Here is a 22,641-nt window from a genome sequence, read left to right on the forward strand (position 1 = left end):
TTCTCTTTGCGTGCCCAAAGAGAAAGTAGCCAAAGAGAAAGTAGCTCGGGCGCCGTCAGGCGCACGAAACCGCTCTGAAATATGCAAAATGAGCATACGGAACCGCTGCGCAGAGTCCTCTCACGCGAGCAAGCAAAGGCAGGCATGCATGCAATGGCGGCGTGGCGAGGGCGGCCCCTCACCCAACCCTCTCCCCGGAGGGGAGAGGGTCAGCAGCGGGCATCAATCGATGCCGAGTTTCTTGAGCTTGTAGCGCAGCGCGCGGAACGTGATGCCCAGTTTCTTCGCGGCGGCGGTCTTGTTGTAGCGCGATTCTTCCAGCGCCTTCACGATCGCGCTGCGTTCCAGGTTGCTGATGTAGTCGTCAAGGCCGCCGTCGCCGGTGGCGCCGGGTGATGGCGCGGCTGGTACGGGGGGCGGATGGCCGTTGCTGGCTGCGGGCGTCGCTTCCGCGCGCGGCAGGCGTTGCGGCAGCATCAGGTCGCCGGCGTCGATGAGGTCGCCGTCGCACATCGCGGTGGCGCGTTCGAGGATGTTTTCCAGTTCGCGCACATTGCCGGGAAAGTCGTAGGCGTCCAGCGCCTGCCGCGCCTCGGGGCTCAGCTGGCGCGGGTTGCCGCCGTCCTTGCGCGCCAGGCCCTGCAGGATGAAGTTCGCCAGCAGCGGCACGTCGCCGCGGCGCTCGCGCAGCGGCGGCACGCGCAGCTCGATCACGTTGATGCGGTAGAACAGGTCCTGGCGGAACTGGCCTTGTTCGACCAGGGCGGCGAGGTTCTTGTGCGTGGCGGAGAGGATGCGCACGTCCACCGGCACTTCCTCGCGCGCGCCGATCGGGCGCACCGCCTTTTCCTGGATCGCGCGCAGCAGTTTCACCTGCATGTGCAACGGCAGCTCGGCCACCTCGTCGAGGAACAGCGTGCCGCCGTGGGCGGCCTGGAACAGGCCTTCCTTGTCGCTGCCGGCGCCGGTGAAGCTGCCCTTCTTGTGGCCGAAGAACTCGCTTTCCATCAGTTCGGACGGAATCGCGCCGCAGTTCACCGGCACGAACGGGCCGGTGGCGCGCGGGCCTTGTTCGTGGATCAGGCGCGCGACCAGCTCCTTGCCCACGCCGGATTCGCCGGCGATGTACACCGGCGCCTGGTTGCGCGCGAGTTTGCCGATGGTGGAGCGCACCTGCTCCATCACCTGCGAGGCGCCGATCAGCCGCTCGCCCGCGCTGCCGGCCTTCGCCGCCGCCTTGCCGCTGCGCCGCTCCTCGGCCAGCCGCAGCGCGGTGCGCACCAGCTGGCGCAGCATCTGGATGTCCACCGGCTTGGAGACGAAGTCGAACGCACCGGCCTTCAACGCGGTCACCGCGGCATCCACGTTGCCGTAGGCGGTGATCATCGCCACCGGCATCTCCGGGTGGTTGGCGGCGATGTGCTCGAGGATCTCGTGGCCGCTGCCGTCCGGCAGGCGCATGTCGGTGAAGCAGAGATCGTAGGCCTTGTCGCCCAGCGAGCGACGCGCCTCGGCGACGGTGCCGACGGCGTCGACCTTGAGGTCCATCCGACCCAGCGTGATGGTGAGCAGTTCGCGGATGTCGCGTTCGTCGTCGATGACCAGGACGGTCTGTTGGCTCATGGCCTGTCGCGGTGGTGGCGTTGCCGTTCAGGATAGCGCGCCGCCGCCGGGGGGCAAAGCGGCAGGCGCGGCGAACTTGACCTGGGTCAACGGGCCAGCCGGCGCTCGAAGAAGTCGACCATGGCGGCGTACGCCTGCCGCGACTCCGGCAGCTCCGGGTCGGAGAAGAACGAGTGCCACATGCCCTCCCACACGCGCAGCTCGGTGGGCACGCCGGCCTGGCGGAGCAGCTCGTTGCTGTGCACCACCGAGCTCATGGCCATGTCGCGCGTGCCGGCGATCAGCAGGGTGGGTGGGAATTTCGCCAGCAGCGCGGGTGACACGCCCGGCTGCACCAGCGGGTCGTTCATGTCGGCGCCGAGGAAGTAGGGGATCACGCGCAGGCCCAGCGGATGCGCGGGCACGCCCTGCCCGCCGAGCATGGGGGCGACGAAGGACGAGTCGCCGGCGAAGTCGGTCAGCCCGCCGCAGAACATGCCGATGGCGCCGGGCACCGGCAGCTTGTCGGTGATGAAGCGCGCCACCGCCTCGCCGGTGAGGACGCCGCCGGCCGAGCAGCCGTAGATGCCGATCTGCCCCGGCTTGTGGGTCTTCAGCAGCTCGCGGTAGACCTTCTCGACATCCTCGCTGGCGGCGGGGAAGACATTTTCCGGGCCCAGCCGGTAGTTGATGCCGATCACCTCGATGCGGCCGAGGCTGGCGACGGGGATGGCCTCGACCAGGGCGCCGCTGTGCGAGCCCCACATGAAGGCGCCGCCATGCAGGTTGATCAGCACGCGGTGGCGGTTTGCCGGCGATACGCCCTGCGCCGGCGACACCACTTCGACGCTGACGCCGGCGATCGTGTCGCTGCGCGCCTTCACCGGGTAGAGCTTCTCCATGCGCGCGGCGCGGTCGCTGTTCATGCGGTCGTAGAAGGCGCGGCTGTCGGCGATGGGCGCCAGGAGCGACGGCGCCTTGGCGCCCTCCGCGAGCATCTTCGGGAAGAACGCCCGCGCCTCCGGCGAAGCGAGCGCGGAGAACGGCACGCTGGCAGACGACGCGGTGACGGTGCCGTCGGCCTGCACGCCCGGCCGGACGTCCTGGGCGCAGGCGCCGGTGGCGAACAGGCCGCCGCAGAGCAGCAACATCGGGATGAAGCGCGAAAGGCGTGGGCGGTTCATGGCGGTTCCTCGCTGGGTGCCGATGGGCGTGCTAGGGAGGCGATGCGCGTTGCCGATACGGATCAGTGTAGCGGTGCAGGCCGGGCGGCGTCCTTTCCGGCCGTGCCGTCGAGCAACTGGCGAAGCTTCAGGTACACGCCGTTGGTCCAGCCGAAGCCGATGACGTTGGTGCTGTAGCCGGCGCTCACTTTCACGTCGGCGTTGCCGAGCGCCATGTTGTATTTCTCGCGGATGGTGCCGTCTTCGGCGAGGCTGCGATCCACCGTGGCGGTGAACTTGCCGGCGAGGCGCCGCGCGTCGTCGTGGAAGCCGTAGGCGTCCAGCCCGGCGATGGCGAGCCAGTTGGTCGGCGCCCAGCCGAACGGGGCGTCCCACTGCACTTCGCTGGGGCGGTTGTCCATGCTCAGTCCGCCCGGCAGTTCGAACACGGCGAGCTGGTCGCGCACGGCCCGCGCCTGCGCCGGGGAGGCCGCGCCCGCCCACAGCGGATAGAAGGTGGTGAGGTAGGGCGCGTCCGAGGGCTTGCCGGCGACGAAGTCGTAGTCGCGGTACATGCCGGGCTTCGGCTGCCAGAGATATTTGTCCATCGCCGCCTTGCGCGCGGCGGCGGCCGCTTCCCAACGCTGTGCATCGGCGGTCCTGCCCAGTTGCCGGGCGAAGTCGCGCAGGTCCAGCTCGTAGCGGTAGAGCAGGCTGTTCAGGCCCACGCCGGCGTAGTGGTGGGTGGAGCCGCCGAACGGCCCGAAATGGAAGTTGGTGTCGAAACCGGATTCGCGCATGGCGCGGTCGCCGCGGTAGTAGTCGGCGGTGAGCCGGTAGCCGCCCACCCAGTTGCCGGCGCAGACCTTCGAGGCGCGCACGTCGCAGCTCGACGTCTTCAGGCGCGCGGCTTCGGCATCGTCCGGGTGTTCGGACGCCTTCAGCAGGTAGCCGGGATCCTGCGCGGGATGCGCGATCAGCCACTGGATGACGCCGCGGTAGAACGAGCTGTCCTGCGCTTCCAGCACCGGGCCATTGCCGAGGTCGTCGTAGCGGGCGAGCCCGGTGTCGCCAGCCCGGTGCTCGGGCCGCGTCCAGATTTCATAGTTGCGCACCGCCAGCGGATAGGCCTGCGCGAGCCATGCGTGCTTTTCGTCCGCGTTGGCGAAGCTCGCCGGATCGGCGAGCACGGCCGCCATCATCGCGCTCAGGAAGGGCGGCTGCGAGCGGCTGAGGTAGTAGGTGCGGTTGGCGTTGAGCACGCCGCCGTAGTGCTGCACCTCGAACAGCGCGTTGTCGGTCATGTCGCGCGCCAGTTCGGCGTGGCGGTCGGCAAGCAGGCCGAGCACGATGAAGTAGCTGTCCCAGCCGTACATCTCGTTGAAGAAGCCGCCCGGCACCACGTAGGGATGCGGCAGGTAGAGCAGGCCCTGCTCCGGCAGTTTCGTGGCATCCACCTCGCCGAGTTCGCGGATGACCTGCGGCAGCGGGCGCACTTCCACGTTGCAGCGTTTCGCCGTGCGTTGAAGGTCCGCGGGCACCGCGAATTGCGCGGGCACGTAGATCACCGGGCGGCCCTCGATCTTGGGGTCGGCCAGCGAGGCGCAGTTGTCCATCGAGCGTGTGAGGGTGCCCCACGCGTGGAGGATGTAGTCCAGCGTCTTCGCGGCATCGGGCGTGGCTGCGGAGGCGAGCGGTGCCGACAGCAGGGCCAGCACGAGGGCGGACAGGCGGATGCGGATGTTCATCGGTGCGGATTCCCGGTGGAGGGCAGGGCGGTCATCGACAGCACGGGCTTGCCGTCGGCATCGCGTCGCACGGCGATGTCGTAGTGCTGCCCGCGGAAAACGAGGTTGCGCAACGTCAGCGATTTCCAGTGCGCGGGCAGCATCGGCGGATAGGAAGGTAGCAAGCCCTGCGCTTCGATGCGCAGGCCGGTGAAACCGTAGAGGATGTTCTGCAGCATGCCGGCGCTGGCGGTGAGGAAGTAGCCGGTGTTGTTGTTCGCCGTTTCGGTGCGCACGTCGAATGGCGGCTTCACCACGTTCGCGCGGATGTTGCGCTCGAACCACATGGCGGCATCCGCGTGGTTGCCGGCGGTGGCGGCGGCGATCGACAGCGGCGCGAGGCCCATGCTGTTCGGATCGCGGCTCGAATGCTCGATCGGCCCCAGCGCGTAGGCGTAGTCGCGGCGGCGCACGTCCTCGCTCATCGGCAGGTCCAGCGCGGGCAGCGCGAGCATGGGCAGCGAGCTGCCGCCCCAGGTGTCGCGGTCGTGCGGCACCGACGGATCGAAGTCGAGATGGTGGCCGTCCTTGTCGGAGAACGGCAGGTAGAGGCCGTCCGCCACCTTGGCCCAGCGCGGATCGGGCTTTGCGCCCACCGCCGCTGCCGCCGCGGTGGCGATGTGCAGCGCCTTGCGCGCCACGGCGTTGGTGTAGGTGTCGTTCGGCACGTCGGCGTAGTCCTCGTCCACCGAGGTGACATGCTCGATCTCCCAGCGCTGCCTTGCCGCCACCCAGGTGGCGCGGCTGGCCCAGAAGTCGGCGACGGCGCGGATCACCGGCCAGCCGTGCTGCCGCAGCCAGGCCTTGTCGCCGCTGGCCAGCGAGTACTGCCACTGCGCGATGGCGACGTCGCCGTTGACGTGGATCTCGTGCTCATCCAGCACCTGGGCCGAGTGCGGTGTCTGCGAACTGCCGTCGTCGGGATCGGCCTCCCACGGGTACATCGCGCCGTGCAGGCCGCGCGCTTGGGCGCGCGCCTCGGCGGCCGGCAGCGTGCGTGCGCGGAACGCCACCAGCGACTTCGCGCGCTCCGGGTGCAGCAGGAGCAGGGCGGGGAACACCCAGGTGTCGCTGTCCCAGAACACGTGACCCGCGTAACCCGGCGTCATGCCGCAGGCGCCGGCGCCCCAGGCGGTGCCGGGCGTGACGTTGGAGAGCAGGTAGTAGAGGTCGGCGTGCACGATGCGCTGCGCGGCGGGGTCGCCGTCGATCACCACGTCGGATGTCCACAGCGCATGCCAGGCATCCTGGTGCGCGTGCAGCAGCGCGTCGAAGCCCTGCGTGCGCGCCTGTACGGCCAGCGCAAGATCGGCCTGCGCGTCGCCGCCCCAGCCTTCGCGCGAGACGGCGACGAACTTGGCGAAGCGGTAGGGATGGTTCTTCCGCACGTCCACCACCACGTTCAGCGCGAGTCGCAGGCCGTCGCGAACCACGCTCGCCGAGACCGGGTGCATGCCTTGCGGCAGCGACACGGCCACGGCTTCCGCCATCGCCGCGCTGCTCGCGGCGCGGCCGTCGAGCCACAGGGTGAGTAGTGCGGCATCGCCGTCGTGCGCCAGCACTTCGGTGGTGCCGGGATACCACAGCGCGGCGCGGTCCGGCGTGGCGGGTGCTACCGGTTCGAGTTTCAGGTGGTACTTGTCCAGTTCCCGGTGCATCTCCGCATCGGTGATGCGGGCCAGCGCGAAGCGCGGCTGGTGCGGCACCCAGGCGTCCAGCGCGAACGACAGTTCCACCCGGCCGTCGAAATGCGGCGTGAGCGTGAGCCGACTGCCGGCGAGGTGCGGCGAGGCCTGGCTCACCAGCGAGAGCACCTCGACATCGGTGGCGCGTGCGCCATCGTGGTAGGTGTAACGCGTAGCCAGCGTGCCGTCGTGCATGTCCAGCGTCTGCGCGTAGCCCTGGAAGTGCGCGGCGTCCAGCGGCGCGGCGTTGAGCCAGGCGCCGCCGTCGGCGCGGTAATCGATGCCGCTCCACGCGGGCACGACCGCGGGGCGCGCCATGTCGCCGGGTGTGCGATCCATGAAGGCGGCGAGATAGGCCGGCGTGTTCTCGGTGCCGCGCGGCGCGGTCAGCGTGGAGGCGTAGCCGTTGCCGAGTTGTCCGGGAAAATAGCTGGCCCAGTCCGCGGCGCCGGCCTTGAGCACGAAACTGGGGTCGGTGGCGGCGAACGCAGGCGTGGCCGCCAGCGCGAGCAAGGCCGTGGCGACGAGAGCGCTTTTCATGCGGGAACTCCCGGTACGGCGTCGAAGGCGATCGTGAGCCGCGCCTGTTCGCTGCGGAACGGCACGGTGCCGTGCCAGACGTAGGAAGGAAACAGCACCAGCAGACCGGGCTCGGGACGTACCGCGTGCTGCGCATGCAACGGCGGCGCCGTGGCGATGCCGGGCTCGCCGAACGCGAGGCAACCGTCCTGCGTGGATGCTGCCGCCATGCCGTCGGGCAGGTCCACGTAGAACGCCGAGGAGATCCAGCCGCGCGGGTGCACGTGGTTGGCATGGAAGCCTGCGTCGCGCAGCCGCACCGACCAGCTGCCGTTCCAGCGGTAGCTGCCGCGGTTGCGCCGGCGCAGCGGATCGACGCCGTGGCCGACATGCGCGAGGTAGTCGCGGATCGGCGCATCGAACGCCGCGAACAGCGCCCGTATCGCCGGGTCGGCGTGACGGGCCAGGTCGCCGGTGGTCTCGGTGCCGTGGCGCAGCGACTGGAACAGCAGCGGATGGCCGTGCGGATCGTGCAGGCGTTCCAGGCTGCGCTTCAGGTCGGAGAGGAAGCTGGCGAGGTCCGGCCAGCCATCCGGCGTGGGCAGGCGGTAGGGCTGCACCAGTTGCGCGTAATTGCAATACGCGTCGTGACGCGGGTCGCCCAGCAATCGCCAGGCAGTGGTCTGCAGCGCGATCAGGTACTGGTCGTCGGGCGCGTTGGCCAGCAGGCTTTCGCAATGTTCGAGGGCGCCGCGTGCATCGCCGGTGCCGAGCAGGGCTGCGGTGAGCAGGCTGCGTGCCGCCGTGCTGGCGGGCGACAGGCGCAGCGCGCGTTCCGCCAACTCGCGTGCGTTGGCGGGATCGAATGTCAGGGCGGAGAGTCCCGCGCGTACCAGCAGGGCTGGTGCCGCTTGCGCATGCGCGGTGGGCGCGGCGAGGCAGGCGTAGGCGCCGTGTGCATCGCCCGCGCCTTGCAGGATGGCGGCCTTCGCGGCGAGCAGGGCGGTATCGCCGGGGAAAGTCTGCAAGGCGGCATCGAGCGCGGCGGTGGTCTGCGCGGGATCGCCGGTACGCATCCATGTGAGCCGGGCGAGGTGGTCATGCGCGCCGGCGTTGCGCGGATCGAGTTGAAGGCCGTCGCGCAGCGCAGTTTCGGCGCGCGCGAACTCGCCCAGCGCGACCAGGCTGCGCGCACGGGTGAAACAGGTGGCCGCATCCGGCGTGCCCAGCGCGATCGCCTGTGCTGCCGCGCTTTCGGCCTCGGCATGCCGGCCGGTCGCGGCGAGCGCGATGGCCAGCGCATGCGCGGCGGACGGCTCGTTCGGGGCGGCTTCGGCCGCACGGCGCCAGAAGCCCACGGCTTCGTCGTGGCGGCCCAGCGCGACCAGCGCCGCCACATGTTGCGTCACCAGCGCGGCGTCGGGCTTGCTCGTCCGGCACAGCGGCGCCAGCAGCGCGAAGGCCTCGGCCGGGCGCTGGCTGTCGTTGCAGTGGCGCGCCAGCAGCAGGGCGGCCTGCGGCAGTTTCGCGGCCGCACGCCGCAGCAGCGGTTCGGCTTCGTCGGCGCGGCCGGCACTGAGCAGCAGTTCGCCCAGCGTGGCGAGCGTGGGCGCCCAGTTCGGGTCCAGCGCCAGCGCACGGCGCAGCAAGGCTTCCGCGCCGGCGGCGTCGCCGAAACCCAGGCGCAGGCCACCGAGCAGGCGGAGGGCCTCCACGCAGTCCGGATGCTCCACGACGATGGCCTGCAGCCGCCCGTGCGCGCCCCGCAGATCGCCGCCCTGCAGCAGCGCACCGACCTGGCGCAGGGCATCGAGCGGCATGGGCGCAGGGGCGGGCACGGTGATGTCGCCGGCGCTATTTCGCCACGAGGCGGATGCCCGGCGTGGCCGCGGCCACGCCATGGCGATCGGTTTCGCGCTTGAAGAAGAACAGCGCGGCCAGGATCAGGCACATCGGCAGCAGCGAGAAATAGAACGCGTCGATGCCGTTGGAGCGGGCGAACACGATGGCGGTGATGCGCGAGCCCAGCGTGCCGCCGAGCGCCGAGAAGATCACGATCAAACCCGTCATCGCCGCGTGCGAGGGCTTGGGCAGCGAGCTCAGCACCACCGAGTTGATCACCGGATAGATCGGCGCCATCAGCAGGCCCACCAGCGGGAACAGGTACGCCGCGACGGGCGCGTTGCGCCAGCCGGCCACGGCGCCCGGCGCGACGTCGCGGGCCAGCGGCAGGCTCAGCAGCACGATCGCGGCCATGCCGACCACGCAGATGTTGAGCAAGGTGTACCAGTGCAGGCGCCGCAGCGCCTGTCCGGCGGCGAGGCGCCCCAGCGCGATCGCGCCGGGCAGGATGCTGGCGAGCTGGATGCTCATCGCGTTCGGCAGCTTGAGGATCTCGTTGTTGAAGGTCGGCAGCCAGGTCGAGAAGCTCTGCTCGATCAGCACGTAGAGGAAGGCCGAGATCAGGAACACGTAGACCAGCGGCCGCACGAACAGCTGCAGCATCTCCACCAGCGAACCCTTCATGGTCGAGGTGTGCGCGTTGTGCGCCGCGGACTCGTCCATGCGCGAGCCGGCCAGCAGGACGATCGTCACGACGCACAGCGCGGCGAGCACCCAGTACACGTCGAGCCACGCCAGGTCGGCCGGTGCGGCGTGGTTGATGAAGGCGCTGAACAGCCAGTTGCCGACCAGCACGCCGAGCATGAAGGTGCCTTCGATCGTCGTGGTCAGGCGGCCATGCGCGGCGCGGTCGGCGGTGAGCAGGCCGATCGAGGAATACACGCCGACCTTGGCCAGCGCGAACGAGACGCCGACGCAGGTGAACAGCGCCTCGGTGGTGCGGAAGCTTGGCCACAGCGGCATCAGCACGCAGGCCGCGCCGAGCAGCGCCAGCGCCAGGATCATCGCGCGCCGGTAGCCGATCAGCGGCAGGAACGAGGCCACGCCGAACGAGACCACGGCGATGGTGAGGTCCTTGAACAGTTCGAGCAGGCTGGCTTCGGTCTTGCCCACGCCGAAGCTGGCGATGGACTGCAGTATCACCGTGCCCACGCTGTTGAGCAGGATCGCGAAGACCACGTAGGTCAGCGCGAGCGCGGCGATCATGCGGAAACGATTCATGCGCACCTCGGCCGTGGTCCACGTCGAAAACGGCGGCCCGGACCGCCATCGCACGATCCGGGCCGCCACGCGGGGGAATGTTGCCTCGTCAGAACTGGTACTTCACCTGGAAGCTGTACTGGTGGCCTTCCAGCGCGCGCGCCAGCAGCACGCCCGACGAGCCGGTGGCATTGCCCGCGATGCGCGAGTTCGACTCCGTCAGGCCCAGCGTGTCGGTCACGTTGGAGCCCAGCAGGGTGAACACCCAGCGCTTGTCGTAGGTGTACTGCGCGCCCACGTTGAAGTCGGTGTAGCTGCCCAGTTGCTGCAGGGCCAACTGGTCCTGGGTGTGCGCCCCCACGTATTCCATGGTCACCCACAGGCGCAGGTCGCCATGGGCCGTGGGCAGGGTCAGGGTCGGCGTCAGGCGCACCTGGAACTTCGGCTGGCGCTGCAGCTGCATGCCCTGGTAGGTGCCCACGAATTCGCCGGTGGGATTGCCTGGCGTGGGCAGGCCGTAGAACACCGCGTTGCCCTTGAAGTGCGAGTAGTGGCCGTCCATCCAGTCGCCGGAGGCGATCATCGAGAACATCTTGTCCGGCGTGGTGGCGATCAGGTTGAAGTTGATGCCCCGGGTATCCGAGCCGTAGGTGGACTTGCTGCCGAACGGCACGCCGAGCAGGGAGGGCTGGTAGCTCAGGCCGTTGAACTGGCGGTGGTAGAACGAGACGTCGGCGTTCAGCCAGTTCGCCTGGTACTTCCAGCCCACCTCGAAGTTCTGCACCTTGAGCAGCGGCGGCGTGTCGCCGGTGACGCTGCCGCGCATGTCGTCGAAGCTGTTGAAGTGCGCGCCCTTGTTGGCGCGGGCGTAGACGGACATGTTGTCCATGATCTTGTAGGTGGCGCCGACCGTCCACGAAGTGTGGGTCTTGTCGTAGTTGGTGCGCGCGTACGTGCCGTTGCACATCGAGACGGCGTTGTTGTACAGCGTGTTCGGGTTGCCGTCGAGGTCGACGTTGGACAGGTTGCAGACGGTGTTGTGCGCGTCCTCGTTCTCCACGCGGACCGAGGCGTCGAGGATCCACTTGTCGAGGTTCCACATGTCGGACAGGTAGAGCGCCTTGTTGGTGGCGACGCCGTTCTCGGTGATGTTGTAGCCGCCGTTGTAGATCAGGCCCTGGCCGTTGGTGACCTGGTAGGTCTGGCCGCCCTGCACGTAGCTCACCGCGATCGGGATCGCGTTCGGCGTGTTGGTCATCAGCATCGGGTTGCCGAGCGACCAGCGGTCGTTGTCGGTGTAGTGCGCGAGGTACAGGCCGGCGGTCAGCGTGTTGCCCTCGAACAGTTCCTTGCTGAGGCGGAAGTCGTTGATCACGCTCTTCAGGTTCTTGTGGATGTGCCACAGGCCCTGGCTGATCACGTCCAGGTTCGGGTTGGTGATCACGCCCGCGCCGTTGGCGTAGCTGGCGGTGTACACGGCGCCGGCGGGAACGGCGTTGCCGGGATAGGTTCCGGCGGTGTTTTCCCAGGCGCTGAGCGACTGGGGATTCGCGCCGGAGAACAGCGCGTTGGTGTCCATGTTGCCGCCGTTGACCAGGAACTTGTCGCTCACCGTCCAGCCGTTGCCGAAGTCCCAGTCGAAGTTCGCGCCGAGGAAGCCGAGTTGCGCGCCGCGGCCGTCTGCTAGGTCGACGCTGGTGCCGCCGCCCGGATAGCTTTCCAGGTAGGTGTGCTGCATGGCGCGGCTGTAGTAGGTGCTGGTCAGCGGGTCGAAGCCCGGATAGGCGGAGAAGATGCCGGGGCGGTCCTGGATCATCGGCACCGGCGTGATGAACTGGTTCTTGTCGTCCAGGCCGCGGGCCCAGAACACCAGCGAGCCGTTGTCCCAGTCCTTGGTCAGCGTGGCGGTGAGCTGGCCGCCCTTGTCGGACGGATACTGCGGCTTGCGCACGCCGTCGGAGACGCGGTAGAAGCCGCCCACGCTGCCGTACCAGCCGTTCTTGCCGATCGGGAAGCCGTAGAAGCCGTCGACGCGGCGCAGGTTGCCGGTGCCGTAGGTGACGCCGATGCTGCCGGACGGCGTGTCGGTGCCCTGCTTCAGGATGTAGTTGGAGGTGAGGCCGATCTGGCCGTCGCCGAACACCACCGATGGGCCGCCCAGCAGCAGTTCCACGTGGTCGATGGTGTCGTCGAGGCGGAACATCGAGCTCTGCTCGAAGAACGACAGCGAGGGCATGCCGTACAGCGGCGTGCCCATGATCTGGTTGGTGTAGAACGGGGCGTCGCCGCCGCCCGGGAAGCCGGCGATCTCGATGTTCGCGCCGGTCTCGCCGCCGGTGGACTCGGGCCATACGCCCGGCGCGAGCTTCAGCAGGTCGGCGGAGCTGCGCGGGTTGGCCTGCTGGATCTGCGCCGAGGTGGCGGTGGTGATCGAATAGCTGGCGTCGACCTTGCGCACGCCGGTGGTGCTGGCCGAACCGGTGACGACGACCTGTTCCAGCGACTGCACGGACTTGCCGTTTTTCGACTTGCCGTCCGGGCTCTGCCCGGTGGCGGGGGCGGCCGGCGTGGTGGCCTGGGACTGGGCCTGTCCGTTGTCCTGGGCCTGGGCGTTGCCGGAGGCGAGGGCCGCCGCGATCGCCGCGGACAGGGTCAAGCTTGTGAGTAGCCGAGTGCTCATGTTCTGACTCCCCGTCAGGTCTGGTTGCTGGGTGATGCGGCGGCGGCGGGATGCCGGGCCGATGGGCCGCTTGTCGTTGTGATCCGGCCGATGTCGAACGCGGCGATGTTCGACAAGAGCACGTCGGCGTCGGCCAGGGCTTCCGCCCGGCCTATGCCTATCGCCGCCATCCCCGCGGCATGAATGCTGGCGATGCCTGCCGCGGCGTCCTCCACGCCGAGGCATTCCGCCGGCGCCAGACCGAGACCGGCGGCGGCGGCGAGAAAGATTTCCGGGTCGGGCTTGGAGCGCGCGATGCGGCTGGCGTCGACCACGTAGTCGAACAGCCCGGCGATGCCCAGCCGCTCGATCAGCTGCGGCGCGTTGCGGCTGGCCGAGGCCAGCGCGGTCTTCAGCCCCGCGCGGCGCACCGATTCCACCGCGGCGCGCGCGCCCGGCAGCAGGTGCTGCGGGTCCAGGCGGTCGATCAGCTCGACGTAGCGGGCGTTCTTGCGCGCGGCCAGTTCGGCCTTTTCCGCGTCGTCGTAGCGGCGCGGCGCGCGTTCCAGCAGGATCTCCAGCGAGCCCATGCGGTCCACGCCCTTCATGCGCTCGGCGATCGCCTCGTCGAACGGCGCGTCGATTTCGGCGGCGAGCTGCTGCCAGGCCGCGCGATGCAGCACGGCGGTGTCGGCGAGCACGCCGTCGAGGTCGAAGATCACGCCTTTCGGCGCACAGGTGGCTGTCGCCGGATGGGCGAACTGCAGCGACTCGCCCGTGCGCACATGCTGCGGCTGGCCGCGATGCAGGAAGTCCAGCGCCTCGCCATCCACCAGCGTATAGCGCACGCCGTCGGCATCCACTTCCACGCGCAGCTGCGCATCGCGCCAGCGCAGGCCGAAGCGATAGCCCTGCCAGGCGTGGGGCAGCTGCGGCGCCAGCGCGGGGCGGCCGCCGGTCACGCGCAGGCCGCCGAAGCCCCAGACCAGCGCCAGCCAGCTGCCGGCCATGCCGGCCATGTGCAGGCCGTGCCCGGCGTTGCCGTGCGAGTCGTCCAGGTCCATCCGCAAGGTGTCGAGGAAATACCGGTACGCCTGCGCCCCGCGGCCCACCTCGGCGGCGACTACCGCGAAGGTGGAGGCGGACAGCGTGGAGTCGTGCACGGTGACGCCTTCGTAGTAGTCGAAGTTGCGTCGCTTGGCGGCGACGTCCACGTCATCGCCGGCCAGCATCAGCGCCAGCAGGGTATCGGCCTGCTTGCACACCTGGTGGCGGTAGATCGTGAGCGGGTGCCAGTGCAGCAGCAGCGGGCGCAGCGCGGGGTCGTGCAATTGCGCGGGCGCGAGCCGCGGCTTGTCGAGGAAGCCGTCGTCCTGCGGGAAGACGCCCAGCTCCGCGTCCACCGGCAGGTACATCGCGTCGGCGGCGCGCCGCCATCGGGCGGCTTCGTCCGCGGCCAGGTCGATGCGCTGCGCCAGCGCGGCATGCTTGGCCGGGTGCGTCGCGGCCAGCCACTCGACGGTGGCGGCGGCGTCGCGCAGGTGCCGCTGCGCCATGCGGTTGGTGTAGTGGTTGTTGTCGACCAGGGCGGAGTATTCGTCCGGCCCGGTCACCTCGTGGATGCAGAACGCGCCGCCGCGGCGCGGGTTGCAGTGGCCGAGGTCCAGCCAGATGCGCGCGGTTTCGCACAGCATCTCCGCGCCCATGTCGCGCAGGAACGCCTCGTCGCCGCTGGCGTCCACGTACAGGCGGATCGCCCAGGCGATGTCGGCGTTGATGTGGTACTGCGCCGAGCCGCCGGGGTAGTAGGCCGAGCATTCGTCGCCGGCGATGGTGCGCCAGGGATACAGCGCGCCGCGCGCATGGTTCAGCTCGCGGGCGTGGGCGCGGGCGCGGTCCAGCGTGGCATGGCGCCAGGCCAGCATGTGCCGTGCGAGCCGCGGCGCCGCGGTGGCCAGCACCGGCAGCATGAAGGCTTCGGCATCCCAGAAATAATGGCCTTCGTAGCCTTCGCCGGTGAGGCCCTTGGCGGCCACGCTGCCGCCGTCGTCGCGGCTGGCGGACTGGAACAGCTGGAACAGGTTGAAGCGCAGCGCCTGCTCCGTGTCCGGCGCACCGTCGATGGCGAGGTCGGCCGCGCGCCACAACGCGTCGAGTTGTCCCGCCTGGCCGGCCAGCAGGGAGGGGAATCCTGCGTGGCCGGCCGATTCCAGTGCTTCCGCGGCACTGGACAGCAGGACAGGGTCGACGCTTGCCGCAGCGCCGGGCGTGGACCAGGCCCAGGCCGCGAATTTCTCCAGGGTCACCTCGCCGCCGGGAACCAGCGTGCCGGCGTAGGTCTGCACCACGCCGCGCAGCGTGCGGGTGGCGCCGTGAAAGCCCAGTGCAGGATCGGGCAGCGCATGCATCTGCGCGCAGACCAGCCGGATGCCGCTGTGCGTGGTGTGCTGGCTCACCCAGGCGAGCGCTGCGGTGGCGCGGGCGTCGTGCAACTGCAGGCCGCCGCTGAGGTGGGCGCCGATGCGCGGGTCGTCGCCCTGCGCGGCGGCCGTGCGCACGGTGTCTATCATCGAGTCCAGCGCGATCGGGCCGCTGTAGTCGATCGAGCGGACGCAGTAGCGGATCGCCAGCACGCCGGGTCGGTCCAGCGGCACCAGCCGTTCGGCGACGATCTCCAGCGTGCCGCCGCGCGGCGCGCGCCAGCGCAGCGTGCGGCGGTAGCAGCCGGTGCGCAGGTCCAGCCGGCGATCCAGCGCCAGCCACTCGCCTTCGTCCAGGTGCACGGGGACGTCGTCCAGCCGCAGCCGGATGCGGCTGGCATCGGCCACCGGCACGCGGGTGTCGGTATGGCTGGCGAAACCGGTGAAGCGCTCGTGGTAGGCGATCGGCGAGCGTTCCCACACGCCGGCCAGGAAACAGCCCTGGCTGGGGCTTTCGTCCTCTTCCAGGCCGCCGCGTACGCCCAGCGAGCCGTTCGCGAGCGCGAACAGGCTTTCGTCCTGGGCGAAGCCGGCGCGGTCGTGGCCATGGCGGACGAGCTGCCAGGGATCGGCCCCGGTGGTGGCGTGCGCCGTCGTGCCCGCATCGGCGGGCAGGGCAGTCGCGGCCGCATCATGAGTCCGCACGTGATGAATCCCCTCGCATGGTCGCAAAGGGCGCCGAAGCGACATCGACACCCGTTCGGTGGCGAGCATACGGGCGAATGATATCGATATCAAGATATCGATATCATTACATTTGAAACGGCTTTGGACGGCCTCTGGGCCGGTGATGATGCATTGAACATGCTGCGTTCGCGGGCGACACTAGCCCCCGCTTGAGGAGGGCGCTTGCGCCCGCGTCCATCGCCGCCCGGAGGGCCGTCCCGTGAGTCCTGCCAAGAAGAAGCAGCCCGTCGCGGCCCAGGCCGGCCTGACCATGGCGGACCTGGCGAAGCTGGCGGGGGTGTCCAAGATCACTGTGTCGCGGGCGCTGGGCGACAGTCCGCTGGTGACGCCGGAAACCCGCGAGCGCATCCAGGCGCTGGCGCGCAAGCACGGCTACAAGCTCAACGTCAGCGCCCGCAACCTCCGTCTCCGGCGTAGCCACACGGTGGCGGTGATCGTGGAGATGAAGCCCTCGTCCAGCCGCACCATGTGGGATCCCTACCCGCTGTCCCTGCTGGGCGGCATCACGCAGGAACTGACCTCGGCCGGCTACAGCGTGCTGCTGACCACCCGCCACGACGCGGCGAACGCCGCGGTGCAGGCCGCCGACGGGCTGATCCTGCTGGGCCAGGGCGTGCACCAGGACGCGGTGAAGCTGTACGACCGCATGGGCCTGCCGATGGTGGTGTGGGGCGCCGAGTCCGACCACGACAACCACATCGTGGTGGGCAGCGACAACCGCCAGAGCGGGGTGAGCGTGGCCGAGCGCTTCCTCTCGATCGGACGGCGCCACCCGGTGTTCATCGGCAACTCCGACCACCCGGAAATGGCCCAGCGCCTGCACGGCTTCGTGGACGAGTTGGCCGGCCACGGCATCAAGCCGCTGCTGCTGCAGCGGGTGGACTGGACGCTGGAGTCCGGCGTGGCCGCGGTGCACTCGCTGGCCAGCCGCAAGGTGCATTTCGACGCGATCTTCGCCTGCAGCGACCTGCTGGCGATGGGCGCGATCCGGGCGCTGGTGGAGCTGGGCCTGTCGGTGCCGAACGACGTATCGGTGGTGGGTTACGACGACACGCCGCACGGCGTCAGCTTCCTGCCGCCGCTGTCCACCGTGCGGCAGAACTGGCAGGAGGGCGGCGTGCTGCTGGCGCGCAAGGTGCTGGCGCTGATCGACGGCCAGCCGGTGGCCTCGCAGATGCTGCCGACCAGCCTGATCGTGCGCGCGACCTGAAACCGGACCTCAGCCGGCGACCGCTTCGCTGGCCAGCCGGTTCATCTGCGGCGGCGTGAGCAGCAGGCGGAAGCAGCTGCCGCCGCCGGCCACGCGCACGTATTCCAGCGAGGCCTGGTTCGCCTCGGCCATCTGCCGCGCCAGGTACAGGCCCAGGCCGGTGCCGTATTCGTGGGTGGTGTAGAACGGCTCGAAGATCTGCGTGGCCACCTTGGGCGCGATGCCAGGGCCGCGGTCGGTCACTTCCAGGATCGGCTCGCCGTGTTCGCCGTTGCGCACGATCACCATCACCCGCGCCGGCTCGCCGGGCAGGCGGCCGTAGCGCAGCGCGTTCTGCACCAGGTTCCACATCACCTGCTGCAGTTGCTGCGGGTCGGCCACCGCGGCCACCGCGACGGCGCCGCCCACCACCACGCGCAGGGTGTCGTTGCCGATGTCGTTGCCGAGCTTGTATTCGTCCACGAAGGCCTGCGCCCAGCGGCCCAGGTCCAGCGTTTCCGGGCGCGAGCGCTCGCGGCGCGACAGCTGCAGGATGTTCTCGATGATCTCGTTGAGCCGCACGCAGTGGTTGTTGATGATCTCCACCATGCGCTGGTCGGTGCTGTCCATGCTCTCCGACTCGGCCAGCAGCTGCGCCGAATAGCGGATCGCCGCCAGCGGGTTGCGGATCTCGTGCGCGATCGAGGCCGACAGCCGGCCCAGCGAACTGAGCGTGAGCTCCTCGGCGCGGCGCGACAGCAGCGAGGTGTCGTCGAGGAAGATCAGCACCAGCGAATCGTCGTTCGGCGCGAGGCGGGAGAAGCGCGGCACCACCTCGGGCACGCCGTCGGCGAGCTGGGTGGCGGTCTCGTCCAGCTTGCCCGAGGTCATCCAGTGGTACAGCCGGCGCGACAGCTCCGGCGCCAGCCGGCCCAGGTCGCGCTGCTCGGCGCTGGGGTTGCCCAGCAGCATCCACGCCGACTCGTTGATCTGGTGGATGCGGTTCGCGTCGTCCACCAGCAGCACGCCGGTCTTCATGCGACGGATGATCAGCTCGTTCACCTGCGAAAGGTTCGCCAGGTCGGTGCTGCGCTGCTCGGCCAGCGCCTCGCTGGCGCGCAGTTGCCGCCCCAGCACGCTGCACAGCGAGGTGATCGAGAAGTAGGCCAGGCCGAACAGCGCCGACTCCAGCAGGTTGCGGTCGGCGATGGGGCTGCCGGGCTCGGAGAGCAGGGCGTGGGTGAGCAGCCCCAGCGTGGCCAGCGCGGCGAAGAAGCTGGACAGCCGCAGCGACAGGATCAGCGCGCCCACGCCCAGGTTCACCGCCAGCATCATGGAGATGCCGATGCGGGCGTAGTCGATCAGGCTGAGCGACAGCAGCGCGGCGGCGATGTCCACCACCAGCCAGATCGACACGGCGGCCTTTACGTGGAACACGGCGCGGCTGGTCAGCCCCAGCGCGACCACCGCGAACAGCAGGTAGGGCAGGGTGACCAGCAGGACCAGCTGCGGCGAAGCCGTCTGCGCGCTGCCGATCTGCATCGGCGCGAACGCCAGGCCGATGTACACCAGGGCCTGGATCAGCCGGAAGGTGTTGAGGAACAGCATCTCGTGGCGGGTCGCCGCCGGAACAACCCGCTGGACGCGCAGCGGTGGGAAGGTGGTGCTGGACACGATGTGCGGCACTCCGGAGCGATCCCGGCGGAGTTTATAGGCGGGTTGCAGTTTCGTGAACCTTGGGACCCGCCGCCGGGCCGCGGGCGCGGCGTCCGGACGCCCCCGGCCGGGCCCGTGTCGGCGCCGGAATATGCGGCGCCCCTTTCCATCAGGGGGCGCTTCCGCGAAAATGGGCGGCCGTTTCGCGCGGTTCCTGCCTCGTCGGGGCACCGCCGCGCACTCCGCAAGCCGGCAGCGTCCGCGCCGTCCGACTCCCCGCAAGCCCGCGCCGCGTTCCATCTGCGCGAGCCCGTGTTTCCCCGTTCGCTCGAGGCTATCGAATGAATTTCCACGAATACCAGGCCAAAGAACTGTTCGCGCAGTACGGCATCGCCGTGCCGCCGGGCAAGGTCGCCAATTCCCCCGACGCCGCCGTCGACGCTGCCAAGGCGCTGGGCGGTTCCCAATGGATGGTCAAGGCGCAGATCCACGCCGGTGGCCGCGGCAAGGCCGGCGGCGTGAAGTTCTGCCGCAGCTTCGACGACGTCCGCACCGCCGCCAAGGCCATGCTGGGCACGAAGATGGAAACCTACCAGTCCGCCGGCCGCGCGCTGCCGGTGAACCTGGTGCTGGTCACCGACGCCACCGACATCGCCAAGGAGCTGTACCTCTCGGTGCTGGTGGACCGCGACTCCAGGGCCGTCTCCTTCATCGCCTCCAAGCACGGCGGCGTGGACATCGAGCAGGTCGCCAAGGACACCCCCGAGGACATCCACACCATCGTGGTGGACTTCGTCGAGGGCCTGCAGCCCTACCAGTGCCGCCAGCTCGGCTTCGCGATGGACCTGAACCCCAAGCAGGTCAACCAGCTCACCAAGATCATGCTGGGCCTGTACAAGCTGTTCAACGACAAGGACCTCTCGCTGGTCGAGCTGAACCCGCTCGCCATCCTCGCCGACGGCAACCTCGCCGCGCTGGACGGCAAGGTGAACTCCGACGACAACGCCGAGTTCCGCCACGCCGACCTCGCCGCGATGCGCGACCTCAGCCAGGAGGATGCCGCCGAGGCGGCCGCGGTGCAGAACAACCTCAACTACGTGACGATGGACGGCACCATCGGCTGCATGGTCAACGGCGCGGGCCTGGCCATGGCCACCATGGACGTGATCAAGCTGGCGGGCGGCGAGCCGGCCAACTTCCTCGACGTGGGCGGCGGCGCCACCAAGGAACGCGTCACCGAGGCGTTCAAGCTGATCACCTCCTCCGACAAGGTCAAGGCCATCCTGGTCAACATCTTCGGCGGCATCGTCCGCTGCGACATGATCGCCGAGGGCATCATCGCCGCGGTGAAGGAAGTGGGCCTGAAGATTCCGGTGGTGGTGCGCCTGCAGGGCACCAACGTGGAGAAGGGCCGCGAACTGCTGGCCAACTCCGGCCTGGCGATCACGCCGGCCGACGATCTCAACGACGCGGCGCAGAAAGCCGTGGCCGCCGCGAAGTGAGGAGCTAAAAGCAATGAGCGTTCTCGTCAACAAGAACACCAAGGTGATCGTGCAGGGCTTCACCGGCCAGCAGGGCACCTTCCATGCACAGCAGGCGCTGGACTACGGCACCAAGGTCGTGGGCGGCGTCACCCCCGGCAAGGGCGGCAGCGAGCACATCGGCCTGCCGGTCTTCAACAGCGTGCAGGAAGCGGTGGACGACACCGGCGCCGACGCGTCGGTGATCTTCGTGCCGCCGCCGTTCGCGGCCGATTCCATCCTGGAGGCGGTCGACGCCGGCATCCGCGTGATCGTGGCGATCACCGAAGGCATCCCGGTGCTCGACATGCTGCGCGTGAAGAACGTGCTGGCGCAGCATCCGGAAACCGTGCTGATCGGGCCGAACTGCCCCGGCGTGATCACCCCGGGCGAATGCAAGATCGGCATCATGCCGGGCCACATCCACAAGCCGGGCAAGGTCGGCATCGTGTCGCGCTCCGGCACGCTGACCTATGAAGCCGTGTTCCAGACCACCAACGAAGGCCTGGGCCAGTCCACCTGCATCGGCATCGGCGGCGACCCGATCAACGGCCTCAGCTTCATCGACTGCCTGAAGCTGTTCCAGGACGACCCGCAGACCGAGGGCATCATCATGGTCGGCGAGATCGGCGGCAGCGCCGAGGAAGACGCCGCCGAATTCATCGGCGAATACGTCAAGAAGCCGGTGGTGTCCTTCATCGCCGGCGCCTCGGCCCCGGCCGGCAAGCGCATGGGCCATGCCGGCGCGATCATCTCCGGCGGCAAGGGCACCGCCGCGGCGAAATTCGCCGCGCTGGAGAAGGCCGGCGTCACCACCGTGAAGTCGCCTGCCGACCTCGGCAAGACGCTCGCCGGGCTGATGAAGAAGTAATCGGGTCTTTCCGACCGATGCGAGAAGGGCCGCCACCGTGCGGCCCTTCTTGTTTTCCGTCCACTCAATGCGCCCGCGCGGGACGCAGGCTTTGCCGGGCCGCGCGCTGCAGCGCGTCGGTGACCTTGGCCAGCGCGGTGGAGCGGATCGACCAGTGCTGCCAGTACAGCGGCACGTCCAGCCAGCGCCTGGGCGCGATCGGCTGCAGCGTGCCTTGGGCGAAGGGCTGCTCCAGCATCGACTCCGGCGCCATCGCCCAGCCGAGTCCCAGCGCCGCGCCTTCGACGAAGGCGGTGGAGGAGGGCAGGTAATGCATGGGCGGACTCAGCCGGGCGCGGGTCACGCTGCGCACGAAGCGCCATTGCAGGGCGTCCTTGCGGTTGAACACCAGCATCGGCGCCGCGCCCAGCGAGGCGGCATCGAGGCCCTTCGCGAAGTGCCGGGCGACGAAGTCCGGCGCGGCGACCGGCAGGTAGCGCATCACGCCAAGCGTCTTCACGGTGCAGCCCTGCACCGGGCGGGCGTCCGTGGTGATCGCGCCCAGCACCGAGCCGTCGCGCAGCAGGTCGGCGGTGTGGTCCTGGTCCTCCACCCGGACGTCGAACAGCAATCCGTCGCGCCGATGCGGTTCGGCCAGCGCGCCGAGCACCCAGGTGGCGAGCGAATCCGCGTTCACGGCGATGGATATCGTGACGGGCGCGGCGCGTTCCGTTTCGACGAGGAAGTCGCCGAGGATCTCGGCTTCCAGCAGGCGCATCTGCTGCACGCCGCGCAGCAGGCGCTCGCCCGCTGGCGTGGGCCGGCTGGGGGACTGGCGCAGCACCAGCACCTGGCCCAGGCGGTCCTCCAGCGCCTTGATGCGCTGGGAGATCGCGGACGGGGTCAGCGAGAGCCGCCGCGCGGCGCCCTCGAAACTGCCCTCGTCCAGCACGGCGACGAAGGCGGCCAGTTGCGGGTTGAGCAGGCGCACGGGCGCTCCACTTGGTAAGAAAAACTGCATCAAGTTAAGAAAATACAGTTTTACTCATGATGGCGTCCATCCGAAAGTGGGCCTCCCTTGGTGAGGTCGATCATGTTTCCATCCGCTTATTTCGCCGGGCTGGGCACCGGCGCCGCCCTGATCGTCGCGATCGGCGCGCAGAACGCGTTCGTGCTGCGCCAGGGCCTGCAGCGCCTGCACGTGGGCACGGTGGTGCTGGTCTGCGTGCTGGCCGATGTCACGCTGATCGTGCTGGGCGTGGCCGGCATGGGACTGGCCGTGCAACAGCAGCCCGGACTGCTGCAGGTGCTGCGTTTCGTCGGCGCGGCGTTTCTCGCCGCCTACGGGCTGCTGGCGGCCAGGCGCGCGTGGCGCGGCGAAAGCGGCCTGCGCCCGGCCGATGCGGCGGCCAGCGGCCGTGGCCGCACGGTGCTGGCCTGCCTGGGCTTCACCCTGCTCAATCCGCATGTGTATCTGGACACCGTGGTGCTGCTGGGCAGCCTGTCCACCCATTACGACGGCGGCGGCCGCTGGTGGTTCGCCGCGGGCGCGGGCACGGGGAGCGTGCTGTGGTTCACGGCGCTGGGCTACGGCGCGCGGCTGCTGCTGCCGGTGTTCCGCAGTCCGGTGGCGTGGCGGGTGTTCGACCTGCTGGTGGCCTTGCTGATGTGGACGCTGGCCGCGCTGTTGCTGCTGCAGCCCATGGCCTGAGGGAGCGGTGGTTGGCGACCGGGAGCGGGCG

14 protein-coding genes are annotated in these 22,641 nt (G+C 69.4%); 4 read left to right on the top strand and 10 right to left on the bottom strand.

Going from position 1 to position 22,641, the window contains the following annotated elements; all coding sequences use genetic code 11:
- Window positions 1-222: 222 nt before the first annotated feature.
- From PCA_RS03935 to pgmB, 8 genes are all read right to left on the bottom strand, one after another.
- Window positions 223-1,623 (bottom strand): sigma-54 dependent transcriptional regulator, encoded by a 1,401-nt coding sequence (locus PCA_RS03935; RefSeq protein WP_181301205.1) that lies wholly within the window; start codon window positions 1,621-1,623, stop codon window positions 223-225.
- Between the two features lie 86 nt (window positions 1,624-1,709).
- Window positions 1,710-2,786 (bottom strand): alpha/beta hydrolase, encoded by a 1,077-nt coding sequence (locus PCA_RS03940; RefSeq protein WP_255436643.1) that lies wholly within the window; start codon window positions 2,784-2,786, stop codon window positions 1,710-1,712.
- A 62-nt stretch (window positions 2,787-2,848) separates the two neighbouring features.
- On the bottom strand, window positions 2,849-4,513 hold the full coding sequence (locus tag PCA_RS03945) for a trehalase family glycosidase (RefSeq protein WP_181301207.1): 1,665 nt from the start codon (window positions 4,511-4,513) through the stop codon (window positions 2,849-2,851).
- A complete protein-coding gene (locus PCA_RS03950; protein ID WP_181301209.1) occupies window positions 4,510-6,777 on the bottom strand; it encodes a glycoside hydrolase family 65 protein in 2,268 nt (755 codons plus the stop codon). Before PCA_RS03950 ends, PCA_RS03945 begins: the two co-directional genes overlap by 4 nt.
- Complete coding sequence (locus tag PCA_RS03955; RefSeq protein WP_181301211.1) at window positions 6,774-8,576, bottom strand: tetratricopeptide repeat protein; 1,803 nt, start codon at window positions 8,574-8,576, stop codon at window positions 6,774-6,776. The genes PCA_RS03950 and PCA_RS03955 overlap by 4 nt, the downstream gene beginning before the upstream one ends.
- Window positions 8,577-8,610: 34 nt before the next feature.
- A complete protein-coding gene (locus tag PCA_RS03960; protein WP_255436644.1) occupies window positions 8,611-9,879 on the bottom strand; it encodes an MFS transporter in 1,269 nt (422 codons plus the stop codon).
- 88 nt (window positions 9,880-9,967) lie between these two features.
- Window positions 9,968-12,538, bottom strand: a complete 2,571-nt coding sequence (locus PCA_RS03965) for a TonB-dependent receptor (RefSeq protein WP_181301212.1) — start codon at window positions 12,536-12,538, stop codon at window positions 9,968-9,970.
- A gap of 14 nt (window positions 12,539-12,552) precedes the next feature.
- Complete coding sequence (gene pgmB, locus PCA_RS03970; RefSeq protein WP_343204403.1) at window positions 12,553-15,642, bottom strand: beta-phosphoglucomutase; 3,090 nt, start codon at window positions 15,640-15,642, stop codon at window positions 12,553-12,555.
- A gap of 292 nt (window positions 15,643-15,934) precedes the next feature.
- On the opposite strand from pgmB, the gene PCA_RS03975 reads away from it, so the two are divergent.
- The gene (locus PCA_RS03975; RefSeq protein WP_181301324.1) at window positions 15,935-16,894 is read left to right on the top strand and encodes a LacI family DNA-binding transcriptional regulator; all 960 of its coding nucleotides are present in this window, start codon (window positions 15,935-15,937) and stop codon (window positions 16,892-16,894) included.
- 9 nt (window positions 16,895-16,903) lie between these two features.
- On the opposite strand, the gene PCA_RS03980 is transcribed toward PCA_RS03975, so the two are convergent.
- Window positions 16,904-18,481 (bottom strand): ATP-binding protein, encoded by a 1,578-nt coding sequence (locus PCA_RS03980; RefSeq protein ID WP_181301326.1) that lies wholly within the window; start codon window positions 18,479-18,481, stop codon window positions 16,904-16,906.
- 389 nt (window positions 18,482-18,870) lie between these two features.
- On the opposite strand from PCA_RS03980, the gene sucC reads away from it, so the two are divergent.
- Window positions 18,871-20,031 (top strand): ADP-forming succinate--CoA ligase subunit beta, encoded by a 1,161-nt coding sequence (gene sucC, locus PCA_RS03985; RefSeq protein ID WP_181301216.1) that lies wholly within the window; start codon window positions 18,871-18,873, stop codon window positions 20,029-20,031.
- Window positions 20,032-20,044: 13 nt separating this feature from the next.
- On the top strand, window positions 20,045-20,920 hold the full coding sequence (sucD, locus tag PCA_RS03990; RefSeq protein WP_181301218.1) for a succinate--CoA ligase subunit alpha: 876 nt from the start codon (window positions 20,045-20,047) through the stop codon (window positions 20,918-20,920).
- A 64-nt stretch (window positions 20,921-20,984) separates the two neighbouring features.
- Here sucD and PCA_RS03995 read toward each other — a convergent pair whose 3' ends face one another.
- On the bottom strand, window positions 20,985-21,890 hold the full coding sequence (locus tag PCA_RS03995) for a LysR family transcriptional regulator ArgP (protein ID WP_181301220.1): 906 nt from the start codon (window positions 21,888-21,890) through the stop codon (window positions 20,985-20,987).
- Window positions 21,891-21,992: 102 nt separating this feature from the next.
- Between PCA_RS03995 and PCA_RS04000 the strand changes: the two genes are divergently transcribed.
- The gene (locus tag PCA_RS04000; RefSeq protein WP_181301222.1) at window positions 21,993-22,610 is read left to right on the top strand and encodes a LysE/ArgO family amino acid transporter; all 618 of its coding nucleotides are present in this window, start codon (window positions 21,993-21,995) and stop codon (window positions 22,608-22,610) included.
- Window positions 22,611-22,641: the final 31 nt, after the last annotated feature.

The sequence above is a fragment of the Rhodanobacter sp. PCA2 genome (assembly GCF_013620825.1).
Taxonomy (GTDB): domain Bacteria; phylum Pseudomonadota; class Gammaproteobacteria; order Xanthomonadales; family Rhodanobacteraceae; genus Rhodanobacter_A.